Source organism: Streptomyces altiplanensis (assembly GCF_053591575.1).
Genome location: NZ_JBSFUB010000020.1, coordinates 1 through 13620, shown reverse-complemented (window position 1 = coordinate 13620; position 13620 = coordinate 1). Strand labels below are relative to the sequence as shown.

At 73.7% G+C, this 13620-nt stretch carries 15 protein-coding genes and 1 pseudogene; 7 read left to right on the top strand and 9 right to left on the bottom strand.

Annotated features, from left to right (window positions below):
• Positions 1–137: 137 nt before the first annotated feature.
• From ACWD0Y_RS12475 to ACWD0Y_RS12465, 3 genes are all read right to left on the bottom strand, one after another.
• On the bottom strand, positions 138–755 hold the full coding sequence (locus ACWD0Y_RS12475; RefSeq protein ID WP_450260317.1) for a cysteine hydrolase family protein: 618 nt from the start codon (positions 753–755) through the stop codon (positions 138–140).
• Positions 756–825: 70 nt separating this feature from the next.
• Positions 826–1398: an NAD(P)H oxidoreductase gene (locus ACWD0Y_RS12470; protein WP_450260316.1), complete on the bottom strand. Its 573-nt coding sequence runs from the start codon at positions 1396–1398 to the stop codon at positions 826–828.
• Complete coding sequence (locus ACWD0Y_RS12465; RefSeq protein ID WP_450260315.1) at positions 1395–2423, bottom strand: NADP-dependent oxidoreductase; 1029 nt, start codon at positions 2421–2423, stop codon at positions 1395–1397. The genes ACWD0Y_RS12470 and ACWD0Y_RS12465 overlap by 4 nt, the downstream gene beginning before the upstream one ends.
• 150 nt (positions 2424–2573) lie before the next feature.
• Between ACWD0Y_RS12465 and ACWD0Y_RS12460 the strand changes: the two genes are divergently transcribed.
• Complete coding sequence (locus ACWD0Y_RS12460) at positions 2574–5765, top strand: BTAD domain-containing putative transcriptional regulator (protein WP_450260314.1); 3192 nt, start codon at positions 2574–2576, stop codon at positions 5763–5765.
• A gap of 22 nt (positions 5766–5787) precedes the next feature.
• On the opposite strand, the gene ACWD0Y_RS12455 is transcribed toward ACWD0Y_RS12460, so the two are convergent.
• Together ACWD0Y_RS12455 and ACWD0Y_RS12450 are read right to left on the bottom strand one after the other, a co-directional pair.
• On the bottom strand, positions 5788–6579 hold the full coding sequence (locus tag ACWD0Y_RS12455) for an isocitrate lyase/PEP mutase family protein (RefSeq protein ID WP_450260313.1): 792 nt from the start codon (positions 6577–6579) through the stop codon (positions 5788–5790).
• The gene (locus ACWD0Y_RS12450) at positions 6576–6749 is read right to left on the bottom strand and encodes a hypothetical protein (RefSeq protein WP_450260312.1); all 174 of its coding nucleotides are present in this window, start codon (positions 6747–6749) and stop codon (positions 6576–6578) included. The genes ACWD0Y_RS12455 and ACWD0Y_RS12450 overlap by 4 nt, the downstream gene beginning before the upstream one ends.
• A gap of 122 nt (positions 6750–6871) precedes the next feature.
• Between ACWD0Y_RS12450 and ACWD0Y_RS12445 the strand changes: the two genes are divergently transcribed.
• Positions 6872–7606, top strand: a complete 735-nt coding sequence (locus tag ACWD0Y_RS12445) for a transporter substrate-binding domain-containing protein (RefSeq protein ID WP_450260311.1) — start codon at positions 6872–6874, stop codon at positions 7604–7606.
• Positions 7607–7688: 82 nt separating this feature from the next.
• On the opposite strand, the gene ACWD0Y_RS12440 is transcribed toward ACWD0Y_RS12445, so the two are convergent.
• Together ACWD0Y_RS12440 and ACWD0Y_RS12435 are read right to left on the bottom strand one after the other, a co-directional pair.
• The gene (locus ACWD0Y_RS12440; protein ID WP_450260310.1) at positions 7689–8444 is read right to left on the bottom strand and encodes an ArsR/SmtB family transcription factor; all 756 of its coding nucleotides are present in this window, start codon (positions 8442–8444) and stop codon (positions 7689–7691) included.
• A 14-nt stretch (positions 8445–8458) separates the two neighbouring features.
• Positions 8459–9124 carry a TetR/AcrR family transcriptional regulator gene (locus ACWD0Y_RS12435; protein WP_450260309.1) on the bottom strand — a complete coding sequence of 222 codons (666 nt, stop codon included), beginning with the start codon at positions 9122–9124 and terminating at the stop codon, positions 8459–8461.
• A 73-nt stretch (positions 9125–9197) separates the two neighbouring features.
• On the opposite strand from ACWD0Y_RS12435, the gene ACWD0Y_RS12430 reads away from it, so the two are divergent.
• The 4 genes from ACWD0Y_RS12430 to ACWD0Y_RS12415 all read left to right on the top strand — a co-directional run bounded on the left by ACWD0Y_RS12430 (position 9198) and on the right by ACWD0Y_RS12415 (position 12414).
• Entirely contained in the window at positions 9198–10349 is a 1152-nt protein-coding gene (locus ACWD0Y_RS12430; protein ID WP_450260308.1) for an acyl-CoA dehydrogenase family protein, read from the top strand.
• Between the two features lie 39 nt (positions 10350–10388).
• Positions 10389–11345: a D-2-hydroxyacid dehydrogenase family protein gene (locus ACWD0Y_RS12425; RefSeq protein ID WP_450260307.1), complete on the top strand. Its 957-nt coding sequence runs from the start codon at positions 10389–10391 to the stop codon at positions 11343–11345.
• A gap of 61 nt (positions 11346–11406) precedes the next feature.
• Positions 11407–11694, top strand: coding sequence for a YiaA/YiaB family inner membrane protein (locus tag ACWD0Y_RS12420; protein WP_450260306.1), 288 nt, complete (start codon positions 11407–11409; stop codon positions 11692–11694).
• Between the two features lie 81 nt (positions 11695–11775).
• On the top strand, positions 11776–12414 hold the full coding sequence (locus ACWD0Y_RS12415) for a TetR/AcrR family transcriptional regulator (protein WP_450260305.1): 639 nt from the start codon (positions 11776–11778) through the stop codon (positions 12412–12414).
• A 1-nt stretch (position 12415) separates the two neighbouring features.
• Here the strand turns inward: ACWD0Y_RS12415 and ACWD0Y_RS12410 are convergent, their stop codons facing one another.
• On the bottom strand, positions 12416–12877 hold the full coding sequence (locus ACWD0Y_RS12410; RefSeq protein WP_450260304.1) for a MaoC family dehydratase: 462 nt from the start codon (positions 12875–12877) through the stop codon (positions 12416–12418).
• A gap of 120 nt (positions 12878–12997) precedes the next feature.
• Here ACWD0Y_RS12410 and soxR point away from each other — a divergent pair, with 120 nt between their 5' ends.
• Positions 12998–13492, top strand: coding sequence for a redox-sensitive transcriptional activator SoxR (soxR, locus tag ACWD0Y_RS12405; protein ID WP_450260303.1), 495 nt, complete (start codon positions 12998–13000; stop codon positions 13490–13492).
• A 31-nt stretch (positions 13493–13523) separates the two neighbouring features.
• Here soxR and ACWD0Y_RS12400 read toward each other — a convergent pair.
• Positions 13524–13620 (bottom strand): annotated as a pseudogene (locus ACWD0Y_RS12400) (serine hydrolase); the annotation flags it as partial.

Genomic DNA, 13620 nt, shown 5'->3' with positions numbered 1-13620 from the left:
CCGCAGATCCTGGCTTCGGCCGATGATTCTGCGGCACGACGGGGGCCTTGCCGCAAGCCCCCCAGTGCGCTATAAGTTAAGAGTGGCAAGGAGCGGGTAATCTCCTTGCCTTTTCTTTTTGCCGGTACCGGAGGCTGTCAGGCCGTTGCCGTCGCCCTTGCCCTTGCCGTCGGTTCGCGACGCGAGGGCGGGGCGGTGAACGTGACGTCTGCGGCGTGAGCGGTGATCTCGACCTCGCTGCCGAGGGCCCATTCGGCGACCCGCGCGACCATGGCGGCAGGGACCCCGTCACTGATTCCGGGCGCCGCGGGGATGTCGTGCGTCGCGTGGGCGTCGTGCGGGACGACGACCCGGTACCCCAGTTCCAGGGCCGTGCGGGCCGTCGCCTGGACGCACATCTCGGACATCAGGCCGCAGACGGTGAGCGCCCGTACCCCCGCGCCGTCCAACAGGCCGCGCAGAGAGGTCTCTTCGAAGCCGTCGTCGTGGGCCTTGCGGATCACGGCCTCGGCGGGGCCGGCCTCGACGGGGTGGTGGAGTTCCCAGCCGGGCGTGTGGGGCTCGTCGTCCGCTCCGGCCGGCCCGTCGTTCTGAAGGTGGACGACGAGCGCCCCGCTCCTCCGTGCCCGTGCGATCAGGTCCGCCGTCCGGTCCAGGAGCAGGGCGGCCCCGGGCACCGCCCCGTCACCGGAGACGAAGGCGGACTGAACGTCCACAACGATCAGGGCTTCCACGGGAAGTACGCGATTGCTCATGCGGTCATCATGACCGCCGGCGCCGCGTACCTCCACATGGATGCGCGCCCCCGCCCTGCCCCCGCACGCGCTACGCGCCGAGCGCGTCCAGTGCCACGTCCGCCTCCTTCAGGGCGTCCGCCCCCGCCTTGAGCGAGTCGTACACGAAGTGCACCTCCGCGTCCTCGATGCCGCAGTACTCCGAGATCCCGACCCGCAGTTGACGGCCGACCAGCTCGTCCCACCCCGCCCCCGTGAACGCCTCCTCCTCGTAGGCGGCCAGAGCGAGCCACAGCATCCGCTTGCCGCGCAGGCGGGGAACGGGCCGCCCGTACGCGAAGCCGTGGTTCCACACCCGGTCGATCCAGCCCTTGAGGACGGCCGGCAGCCCGAACCACCACAGCGGGAAGACCACGACGACCGTGTCCGCCGCTTCGACGCGGCGCATGTGGGCCCGTACCTCGGGGGAGTACTCCTTCTCCTGGTCCGCCCAGTCGGGCTCGTCGGCCGGGGCCATCCGCGGATCGAAGTCCTCGGCGTGCAGGTCCAGTACGTCGACGCTGTAGCCGTCCGCCGCGAGACGGACGCGGGCCCGCTCCGCGAGCTGCGCGGTGAGGGAGTCGGGCCGGGGGTGGGCGACCACCAGCAGTGCGTGCTTGCTCATCGCCGGCCGCCTTCGAGACGGACCAGCATCTTGCCGGTGTTCGCACCGCGCATCATGCCGAGGAAAGCGGCCGGCGCCTGCTCGATGCCGTCGGCCACGGTCTCCTCGGTGCGCAGCGAACCGTCCGCGAGCCAGCCCGCCGCCTTGGCGGTCCACTCGGGGAAGAGCGGGAAGTGGCTGCTGACGAGCATGCCGCGCAAGGTGACTTCCCGGGCGGCGGCCCGGAAGAGGTTGTCGGGGCCCGGTGCCGGTCCGGTGGCGTCGTAACCGCTGATCGCGCCGACGAGCGCGATCCGGCCGCCGGTGCGCATCGCGCCGATCGCGGCCTGGAGATGGTCGCCGCCCACGCTGTCCAGATAGACGTCGATGCCTTCGGGGGCGGCCTGCGCGAGCTGCTCGGCGACGGCGCCCTGGCGGTAGTCGACGGCCGCGTCGTAACCGAAACCGTCGAGCAGCTTCTTGGTCTTGGCCGGGCCGCCCGCCGAACCGATCACCCGGGACGCGCCGAGCTTTCTCGCCAGCTGCCCGGCGACACTGCCGACCGCCCCCGCCGCGGCGGAGACGAACACCACGTCGCCCTCGCGGACCGGGGCGGTGCGGGTGAGCGCGGCGTACGCGGTCAGGCCCGTGGTGCCCAGTGCGCCCAGGTAGTCCTGCGGGCGGGCCAGGGACAGGTCCACCACGGTCGCGGCCGCCGCGTCGAGGACGGCGTACTCCCGCCAGCCCAGGAAGTGCGAGACGGTCGCGCCGACGGGTACGGAAGCGTCGCGGGAGGCGATCACTTCGCCGATCGCGCTGCCGTCCATCGCGGTGTCCAGCGCGAAGGGCGGGATGTAGGCGGGGACGTCGTCCATCCGGCCGCGCATGTACGGGTCCACCGACATCCAGGTGTTGCGGACGAGGACCTGGCCCTCGGCGGGCTCCGGAACGGGGGTGGTGACGAGGGCGAAGTCCTCGGGGACGGGGGTGCCGGCGGGGCGGGAGACGAGCCGGATCTCCCGGGAGACGGGGGCGGTGTCGGACATGGTGTCTGCTTCCTCTTCGGCCAGTACTGCTTGGGTCGGGCTGATGTGACCACCTTGGGGCGGGCCGCGCACGGACCGCTGACGGACCGCGCACGGCGGCGCACGGCCCGCCCCGGCTCCGGTGCCGGCGCGCGCATTAGCGTGGGCGCCATGCGATTCGAAGTGCTGGGCCCGCTGGACGTGACGACGGACGACGGCTCACCCGTCGTCATTCCCGAGCCCAAGGTCCGCGCGCTGCTCGCCCGTCTGCTGGTGCACCACGGGCGGCCCGTTCCGGTGGACCGGCTGATCGACGACCTGTGGGGCGAGGGCGCCGTGCCGGGCAACCCCGGCAACACCCTCCAGACCAAGGTCTCGCAGCTGCGCAGGGCGCTGGAGAAGGCCGAGCCCGGAGCCAGGGCCCTGGTGGCGTACGGTCCGGCCGGTTACGCGCTGCGCGTCGCGGACGAGGCGGTGGACGCGGCCAGGTTCGGGGCGCTGGCCGCCCGTGCGCGCGCGGCCGGTGACGGGCGTACGAAGGCGTCACTGCTCGCGGACGCGCTGGGCCTGTGGCGCGGGGACGCGTACGCCGACTTCCGTGACACCGGATTCGTGCGGGCGGAGGCGGCCCGGCTGGAGGAACAGCGGCTGACGGCGGTGGAAGAACTCGCCGAACTGCGCCTGGAGCTGGGCGAACACGGCGCACTGGCCGACGAGCTGGCGGGCCCGGTCGCGCTGCACCCGCTGCGGGAGCGGCTGCGGGCCGCCCACATCCGGGCCCTCTACCGCGCCGGGCGTCCGACGGAGGCGCTGGACGCCTACCGCGACCTCAAGGACCGGCTGGCCGAGGAGCTGGGGCTCGATCCCGGCCCCGGACTGACCGCCCTCCACCAGGCGGTCCTGGAGCAGGACCCCGCGCTGGCCCCCGCGCCGGCCCCCGCGTCCGCTCCGGCCCCTGCCGAGGTCCGGCGGCCGCGTACGAACCTGCCCGCGCCGGTGACCGGGCTGGTCGGGCGTGACGACGCGGTGGCCCGGGTGTGCGCGCTGGCCGCCGAAGCCCGTCTGGTGACGCTCACCGGCCCCGGCGGGGTGGGCAAGACGCGCCTGGCCCTGGAGGCGGCGGCGCGGCTCGCGGGCACCTTCGCCGACGGCGTGTGGCTCGTCGAACTCGCGGGCGCGCGGGGCGGCGGGACGGCCTCGGTCGTGGAGAGCGTGGCGGCGGCCCTGGGCGTACGCGACGACATCCCGGGCGACGGGGGAGGCGGCGGCGCCGGTTCCGGAGCCACGGCGGACCGTCTCGCCGAAGCGGTCGGTCCACGGCGGCTGCTGCTCGTCCTGGACAACTGCGAGCACGTCGTCGGGCCCGTCGCCGCCCTCGCCGAACAACTCCTGCGCCGGGCGCCGCACCTGCACATCATCGCCACGAGCCAGGAGCCGCTGGCCATCGCGGGCGAGACCCTGGACGCGGTGGCGCCACTGACCGAGGCCGACGCGGTACGGCTCTTCGCGGCCCGCGCTGCGGCGGCCGCGCCCGGCTTCGTCCTGGACGAGAGCAACGCCGAAGCCGTCACCCTCGTCTGCCGCCGCCTCGACGGCATCCCGCTCGCCCTGGAACTCGCGGCCACCCGGGTACGGGCCCTGGGCGTCCACGCAGTCGCCGACCGCCTGCACGACTGCCTCCGGCTCCTCAACCAGGCACGCCGCGACGCCCCCGCGCGCCAGCGCACCCTGCGCGCGGTGATCGACTGGAGCTGGGATCTGCTGACCGCCCCCGAGCAGAGCGTCCTGCGCCGGCTGGCCGTGTTCCGCGGCGGGTTCGGCCTCGACGCGGCGGAAGCGGTGTGCGCGTCCGGGGACGTACGGGCCGACGAGGTCCTCGACCTGGTCACCCGCCTCGTGGACCGCTCGCTGGTGGTCCCGGTCCTGGTCGAGGACGTGCCGTCCGGCGCGTACGAGGCCCGCTACCGGATGCTCGAATCCGTGACGGCGTACAGCGGGGAGCGCCTGGAGGAGGCGGGCGAGTCCCTGCCGGCACGGCTCCGCCACGCCGCCCACTGCGCCGACCTGCTCGAACAGGCCGAGCCCCGCCTCTACGGCAGCGAGCAGCACCGGTGGCTGCGCAGGATCGACGGCGAGGCCGACAACGTGCGCGCCGCGCTGGACACGGCGGTGGAGCGGGCAGACGCGGCGCTCGCGCTGCGGCTCGTCAACGCGATGTCCTGGTACTGGTTCCTGCGCGGGCGCCTCGGCGAGGCGTGCCGGGCGCTGGACCTCGCGCTGGGGTGCGCGGGCGGACCGGCGGGGGCCCGGGCCGGCGCCGGGGCGAGACGCGCGGCCTTCGCCCTGCTCACCGGGGACGATTCGCTGCTGGGCGGAGACCTGGACGGGTCCTTCGGCGCGGCGGACCCGCGGGCCCGTCTGCTGCTGGAGTTCGCACGGTGCGGCTTCGACAGCGTGGAGCTCCGGGACGGCGGACTCGGCGCGATACTGGAGGAGTTCAGGGCGGCCGGCGACCGCTGGGGCGTGGCGGCGGTACTGGTCGCCCGCGCCACCAGGGCCGGCTACCGGGGCGACCTGCCCGCGATGCGCGCCAGCGCGGAGGAGAGCGCGGCGCTGTTCGGTGAACTGGGCGACCGCTGGGGCCAGTTGCGCTCTTCGGAGCACCTGGGCGTACTGGCGGAGATCGCCGGATCGTACGAGGAGGCGGCCCGCCTGCACCAGGAGGGCGTACGCAGCGCGCAGGAACTCCAGCTGTGGACCGACGTGTCCTTCCTGCTGGCCCGCCTCGGCCGCGTCGCACTGCTGACCGGCGACGACGCGCGCGCCACCGACTACCACGAGCGGGCGCGGCGGCTCGCGGCGGAGCAGTCCCACCGCCCCGCCGAACAGTTCGCCGAGACCGGCCTCGCCCTCGGCGCCCGCCGCCGGGGCGACCTCGACACCGCCGAGAAGCACCTGCGCCCCTGGCTGGAGTGGAACCGCCGCCTCGGCGTCGACTCCGGCGCCGCGCTGATCCTCGCGCAGCTCGGCTACGCCGCCGAACAGCGCGGGGACGCGGAGCGCGCGCTGTCGCTGCACCTGGAGGGCCTGGCGGCGGCCCGCAGGACGGCGGATCCCCGCGCGGTGGCCCTGGCCCTGGAGGGCCTGGCGGGTGCGCGGGCGGCGATGGGCGAGGCAACCCGCGCCGCCGAACTCCTGGGCACGGCCGCCGCCCTCCGCGAGTCGGTGGACGCGAGCCTGCCGCTGTCGGAACGCGCCGACGTGGACAGGGCGCGGGCGCTGGCGACGGCGGCGCTGGGGGAGGGGGCGTTCGGGGAAGCGACGGCCCGGGGGCGAGGGCTGTCGCCGGAAGCGCACGGCTGACCCCGCGGGGCGGGCTCGCCTCCTACCTCCCGTACGAGTCCGCCCACCCGTCAGCCACCGCGTACGACGGCACGCCCGCCCCGTCCACCCCGCCGCTCCGGGCCACCGCCCCCGCCACGTCCACCGCGTGCTGAACGGCCGCCCGGAACAGCAGGGACCCCGTGCTGACCCTGGCCACGCCCAGCCCGGCCAGCCGTGCGACCGTCAGCCGCCCCGGTGCGTAGAGGATGTTGAGCGGTGCCTCGTACCCGGCCGTCAGGGCGGCGATGACGGACTCGTCCTGCAGCCCCGGCACGAACAGGCCGTCGGCGCCCGCCTCCTGGTAGGCGGACAGCCGGCGCGCCGTCCCGTCCGCGTGGCCCGGCAGCCAGTACGTGTCCGTGCGGGCGTTGACGAAGAGCGCCGGCGCCGCCTCCTTCACCGCGCCGATCAGCTCCTGCTGGTACGCCACCGGCGCGAGCGTGCCGCCGGGGCGTCCGTCCTCGATGTTCACCCCGGCCACCCCCGCCCGCAGGAGATCCGCCGCCAGCTCCGCGACCCCGGCCGGGTCCATGCCGAACCCGCCCTCGATGTCCACGGTGACCGGTACCGGCAGCCGGGCGAGCGAGGTGCCCAGGCGGACGGTCTCCTCGCGTGCCGTGCCGGTCGCGTCCCGTTTTCCGGCGGCCGACGCGACCCCGAGGCTGGTCGTCCCGACGGCGGCGGAACCGGCCTCGGCGAGCGCGGCGGCGGAGGCGTGGTCCCAGGCGTTGGGGAGGACCAGCGGGGCGCCGGGGCGGTGGTGCAGGGCGCGGAACGCTTCCCAGCGGTTCATGAGGCGGTCTCCTCCAGCAGTATGCCGAGTGCGCCGAGTGCGCCGCACGCCGGTGCCACGGCGCCGCGCAGCCGTCGCACGGTCCCGGGTGCGCCGCCGGCGGGCGCCTCAGGCACGACGAACCGGAAGTCACGGAGCACGGCACGTGCGTTCGGTGCGGACGTTGTCATGCCCCCGAACGTAACGCCGTGGCAGTTCGGCGCTCACCGAAGAGTGCGGGAGCTCTTCCCCGCCCGCCGGCCCCGGTGGGGGCGCCGGCCGCCCGGTCACAAGGCGCCCTGCACTCCGCGTCATGACGATCCTGAACGTTGCCGTAGCCGGGGACCTGGCGCCGAAGGGCGTGCTGCGCGCCTCCGTCGATCTGGGCAACCCGGTCCTGGCCCGGGGCACCCCGACGGCGCCGGCCGGCGTCACGGTCGACATCGCCCGCGAGATCGGCGCGCGGCTGGGCGTGCCGGTGGAACTGGTCTGCTTCGACGCGGCGCGCAAGTCGTACGAGGCGATGACGGCGGGCCGGGCCGACCTGTGCTTCCTGGCCGTCGAGCCCGCACGTGAGGCCGAGGTCGCCTTCACCGCGCCGTACGTCGTGATCGAGGGGGTGTTCGCCGTGCCCGGCGACTCGCCCTGCGTCACGGCCGCCGACGTCGACCGTGCGGGGGTGCGGATCGGCGTGAAGCGCGGGTCCGCCTACGACCTCTTCCTCTCCAGCACCCTCCAGCACGCGAGCGTCGTGCGCGGAGAGGAAGGAGTCGACGTGTTCCGCGCCCAGGGTCTGGAGGCCGCGGCCGGCATCAGGCAGCCGATGACCGAGTTCGTCGCGACGCATCCCGGAGTCCGGCTGATCGAGGACCGGTTCATGCGGATCCAGCAGGCGGTGGGCACGACCAGGACCCGACGGCCCGGGACCGTCCAGTTCCTCAGGGACGTCGTCGAGGAGCTGAAGGCCGGCGGTTTCGTCGCCGACGCCCTTCGGCGCGCGAACCAGTCCGAGGCCCTGGTCGCCCCGCCCGGGCCTCCGGTGGCATGACCTGACGAGCCGCCGGGCAAGGGGGACGCGCTCTCCGCCCGCGTGCGGGCGCGGGGCCGGGCACGGCCGGACCCGGCCCGCCTCAGTCGCGGGCCGGCGTCCGCAGGAGTGTCCCCGGCTCGATCCCCAGCGCCTCGTGCAGCGCCCGTTCCCCCTTCGGCGTCACCTTCACCGCCCGCCCCGAACCGATCCGTACGCACCACCCCGCGTCCAGCGCATGACGGCACAGCGCCGCTCCCGCCACCCCCGCCAGGTGCGGCCGGCGCTCCGTCCAGTCGAGGCAGGCGCGCACCAGCGGCCGTCGGCCCGTGCGCTCCAGGCCGATGCCCAGCGCGCCGAACCAGTCCACTCCGCCGTCCGTGAGGGCGAAACCGGCGTCCTGCCGCAGCAGGCCGCGCGCGGTCATCGCGTCCACGATCACGGTGCCGATCCGCCCGGCCAGGTGGTCGTAGCACGTGCGCCCGCGGGCCATCGCGCCGCTCGCACTCGCCGCCCGCAGTGAACGGGGCGGGTCCGGCCGCTCGCCGGCCGGTGGCGCCGCCTGTGCGGCGAGGTCCTCGACGAGGTGCGCCGCCCGCGCGTCGGCGAGCCGGACGTACCGGTGCCTGCCCTGCCGCTCCTCGGCGAGGAGCCCGCCGCCGACGAGCCTGCCGAGGTGCTCGCTCGCGGTCGACGCGGCCACCCCCGCATGGCGCGCCAGTTCGCCGGCCGTCCAGGCCCGCCCGTCGAGCAGTGCCAGGCAGAAGGAGGCCCGGGTCTCGTCGGCGAGGAGGGCGGCGAGCGCCGCGAGGCGGGCGGCGGGGGAGGGGGAAGGAGCGGGGGAGTCGTGGTGCGCCATGGCCCCAGGGTGCGTCAGGAACGGTTCGGCGAGGGCCGGACCGTCCCCAACTGCGCGTACTGGAGGGCCAAGCCGTCGACGAGCGCCCGCAGCCCCGTCTCGAAGGCGCCCTCGTCGACCTTCTGCCGCCGCTCGGCGAGCAGATGGGCCTGGCCGAGGTGCGGATAGTCCGCCGGGTCGTACGCCGTCTCGTCGTCGACGAAGCCGCTCGCGAACGAGCCGAGCGCCGAGCCGGTGATGAAGTACCGCATCAGCGCACCGATGTACGTCGCCTGGGCCGGCGGCCACCCCGCCCTGACCATCGCGCCGAACACGGCGTCGGCGACCCGCAGCCCCGCGGGCCGCCGCCCCGGCCCCCGGGCCAGCACCGGGACGATGTTGGGGTGCTCGGTGAGTGCCGCGCGGTAGGAGACGGCGTAGTCGTGCAGCGCGGTCCGCCAGTCGCGGCCGTCCGACGGGTCGAACATCGACAGGTCGACCTTGGCGCTGACCGTGTCGGCGACCGCGTCGAGGATCTCGTCCTTGTTGCGGAAGTGGTTGTAGAGGGACGGCCCGCTGACCCCGAGCTCGGCGGCGAGCCGGCGCGTGGAGACCGCGTCGAGCCCTTCGGAGTCCACGAGCGCACCTGCCGCGCCCACGATGCGGTCACGGCTGAGGAGGGGCTTGCGCGGTCGGGCCATGCGGCACATAGTAGGCGTGCCAACAAGAAACTAGCAGTGCTAATTAAACGCTCATGAAAAGTGGGGTGCCGGGATGAATCTGGAGCTCAGCGAGGAACAGACCGCGGTGCGGCAGCTCGCCAAGGACTTCACCGACCGCGAGATCGCACCGCACGCCGTCGCCTGGGACCGGGCCGAGAGCGTCGACCGCGCCGTCGTGAAGAAGCTCGGCGCCCTCGGCTTCCTCGGCCTGACGATCCCCGAGGAGTACGGCGGCTCCGGCGGCGACCACCTCGCGTACTGCCTCGTCACGGAGGAACTCGGCCGCGGCGACTCCTCGGTGCGCGGCATCGTGTCCGTATCGCTCGGTCTGGTCGCCAAGACCGTCGCGCACTGGGGCACCGAGGAGCAGAAGCGGCAGTGGCTGCCCGGCCTCACCTCCGGCGATCTGGTCGGCTGCTTCGGGCTCACCGAACCCGGCACGGGCTCCGACGCGGGCAGCCTCGCCACCCGCGCCGTGCGCGACGGCGACGCGTACGTCATCAACGGCTCCAAGATGTTCATCACCAACGGCACCTGGGCCGACGTGGTGCTGCTCTTCGCCCGCTCCACCGACGCCCCCGGCCACAAGGGCGTCTCCGCTTTCCTGGTGCCCACCGACACTCCCGGCCTCACCCGCCGCGAGATCCACGGCAAGCTCGGCCTGCGCGGCCAGGCCACCGCGGAGCTGTTCCTGGAGGACGTACGGGTCCCCGCCTCCGCGATGGTGGCGCCCGAGGGCAAGGGCTTCTCGGTCGCCATGTCCGCCCTCGCCAAGGGCCGCATGTCGGTCGCGGCGGGCTGTGTCGGCATCGCGCAGGCGGCCCTGGACTCGGCGGTGAAGTACGCGACCGAGCGCGAGCAGTTCGGCAGGACCATCGCCCACCACCAGCTCGTCCAGGAACTCATCACCGACATCGCGGTGGACGTGGACGCCGCCCGCCTGCTGACCTGGCGCGTCGCCGACCTGATCGACCGCGGCGAGCCGTTCGTCACCGAGGCGTCCAAGGCGAAGCTCTTCGCCTCCGAGGCCGCCGTGCGCGCCGCGAACAACGCCCTCCAGGTCTTCGGCGGTTACGGCTACATCGACGAGTACCCGGCCGGCAAGCTGCTGCGCGACGCCCGTGTGATGACGCTCTACGAAGGCACCAGCCAGATCCAGAAGCTCGTCATCGGCCGCGCCCTGACGGGGGTCTCCGCTTTCTGAACCGGCGTACGCTCCAAGCTCCGTGACGGAGGGACGACGATGAAGCTGCGCTGTGCCGTGCTCGACGACTACCAGGGCGTCGCGCTGTCCACCGCCGACTGGTCCCGGGTGGCCGACGCGGTGGAAGTGACGTCGCTGCGGCAACACTTCGCCGACGAGGGCGAACTGGCCGAAGCGATCGGCGACTGCGAGATCGTCGTCGTGATGAGGGAGCGCACCCCGTTCACCGCCGGGCTGTTCGCCCGGCTGCCCCGCCTCAGGCTGCTGGTCACCTCGGGAATGCGCAACGCCTCCATCGATCTCGGCGCCGCCGCGCTCCACGGAGTCACGGTGTGCGGGACGGCGAGCAGCTCCGAGCCTCCGGTCGAGCTCACCTGGGCGCTGATCCTCGGACTGGCCCGGCAGGTGGTCCGGGAGAGCACGGCCCTGCGCGAGCACGGCCCGTGGCAGAGCACCGTCGGCACCGACCTGTACGGCCGCCGCCTGGGGCTGCTGGGACTCGGCAGGACCGGCAGCAGGGTGGCGCGGATCGGCAGGGCCTTCGGCATGGACGTGACGGCCTGGAGCCAGAACCTGACCGCCGAGCGGGCCCGGGCCGAGGACGTCCGGCTCGCGCCCACCAAGGAGGAGCTGCTCGAAACCAGCGACTTCGTCTCGGTCCACCTGGTGCTCGGCGACCGGACCCGCGGGCTGCTCGGCCCGGACGAGCTGAGGCGGATGCGGCCCTCGGCCTACCTCGTCAACACCTCGCGCGCCGCCATCGTGGACCGGGCCGCGCTCGTCCGGGCGCTGCGCGAGGGGTGGATCGCAGGCGCCGGCGTGGACGTGTTCGAAACGGAGCCGCTCCCCGACGGCGACGCGCTGCGCTCGCTGCCGAACCTGCTCGCCACGCCGCACCTCGGCTACGTGACCGAACGCAACTACCGCACCTACTACGAGCAGGCGGTGGAGGACATCGCGGCCTTCCTGGAGGGGAACCCGGTCCGGCGGCTGTGAGTACGCGAAGTGAGTACGGGAGCGGATGCGGCCCGCGCCGCCCCCGCCCATGCTGGCGGCCATGAGTGACACACCGGTGAAGCAGCAGAACACGACGGCGTACTACGGGCAGGCCGTCGCCGCCTTCGTGACGGCCCTGGGCGCGGTGTCCCTGGGCATCCTCTCCATGGACGCCGACCCCTGGGTGCGCGCCTTCCTCGGCGTCGGCGTCCTGTACCTGGTGACCTCCGCCTTCACCCTCGCCAAGGTGGTCAGGGACCGGCAGGAGGCCGGGCAGATCGTGAGCCGCGTCGACCAGGCCCGCCTGGAGAAGCTCCTCGCCGAGCACGACCCGTTCCAGAAGCTCTGAGCCCGGGCAAGCTCTAAGCGCTTGCTCACCTTCGGGGTATGGTGTTCGTTCCTGCGGGACGGAAGACGGAAGGGGCGAGCCATGAGTGCGGCGGACGAGACGGCCGGCGAGACGGCCGGCGGCGTGGACAAGCCGTGGGGCGAGGTCACCCCCGAGGCGGCCAGGAAGCTGCTGGTCGCCGCTGTCGAGGCGTTCGCCGAGCGGGGCTACCACGCGACCACGACCCGCGACATCGCGGGCCGCGCGGGGATGAGCCCTGCCGCGCTCTACATCCACTACAAGACGAAGGAAGAGCTCCTTCACCGGATCAGCCGCATCGGGCACGACAAGGCCCTGAAGATCCTCCAGGCCGCGGCGGAGGGCCCCGGCACGGCCGCCGAGCGGCTCGACGGCGCCGTACGCTCCTTCGTCCGCTGGCACGCGGAGCGGCACACCACGGCGCGCGTCGTCCAGTACGAGCTCGACGCGCTCAGCGAGGAGCACCGCACGGAGATCGTCGAACTGCGCCGCCGCAGCGACGCCGCCGTACGCCGGATCCTGAACGACGGTGTGAAGGCGGGGGAGTTCGACGTCCCGGACGTCCCGGGCACCACCCTCGCCGTGCTGTCGCTGTGCATCGACGTGGCGCGCTGGTTCAACGCGCAGGGGCGCAGGACGCCTGACGAGGTCGGCGCGCTGTACGCCGACCTCGTTCTGCGGATGGTCACCGCTCAGAAGTAGTTCAGAAGTAGTAGCGGGACACCGACTCCGCCACGCACGCGGGCTTGTCGCCGTCCTCGCGCTCCACCGTGACGACGGCCGTCACCTGTACGCCGCCGCCCGCCTCCGTGACCTCCTTGAGCACCGCCGTCGCGCGCAGCCGCGAGCCGACCGGCACGGGGGACGGGAAGCGCACCTTGTTGGTGCCGTAGTTGATGCCCATCTTCGCGCCCTCGACCCGCATGATCTGCGGGACGAGCGCCGGCAGCAGCGACAGCGTCAGGTAGCCGTGCGCGATCGTCGTCCCGAACGGGCCCGCCGCGGCCTTCTCCGGGTCCACGTGGATCCACTGGTGGTCGCCGGTGGCCTCGGCGAAGAGGTCGATCCGCTTCTGGTCGACGTCCAGCCACTCGCTGTGCCCCAGCTGCTCGCCCACCCCGGCGCGCAGCTCCTCGGCGGAAGTGAAGATCCTCGGCTCTGCCATGTCCCGGCCCCTGCCTCTCATGCGGCTGCATACTCGCGTTCCGACAGCTTGTCTAAGCGCTTGCTCAGCATGGTTCGGCTCCAGTGTTCTGTCAACGACGGGGCCAGTAGGGTTCGAGGAGTGCCGCAGATACCAGAGAAGATCCACGAGCTCACCGTCGGCCAGCTGTCAGCGCGCAGCGGCGCCGCCGTGTCCGCCCTCCACTTCTACGAGTCCAAGGGCCTGATCACCAGCCGCCGGACCACGGGCAACCAGCGACGCTACAGCCGTGACGCGCTGCGCCGCGTCGCCTTCGTGCGCGCGGCGCAGCGCGTCGGCATACCGCTCGCGACGATCAGGAACGCCCTGGCGGAACTCCCCGAGGAGCGCACCCCCAACCACGAGGACTGGGCACGGCTCTCCGAGGCGTGGCGCTCGGAACTGGACGAGCGGATCAAGCAGCTCGGCCGGCTCCGCGACCACCTCACCGACTGCATCGGCTGCGGCTGTCTGTCGCTGGAGACCTGTGTGCTGTCCAACCCGGACGACGTCTTCGGCGAGCGCATGGCCGGCTCCCGGCTGCTCCCCGAACGCCGGAGCGCGTCGCAGGACTGCCGGAAGCAGCCGAGCGCCTGAGCCGCGGCAGCGCCGCCGGCGACGCGGTGGGCGGCCCGAACTCGGGCAGGTGGCCGGCCACCGGGACGTCCAGCCCGATCTTGCCCTCGGCCACCAGTTGCAGCACCACGGTCGCGGTGAAGGTCTTG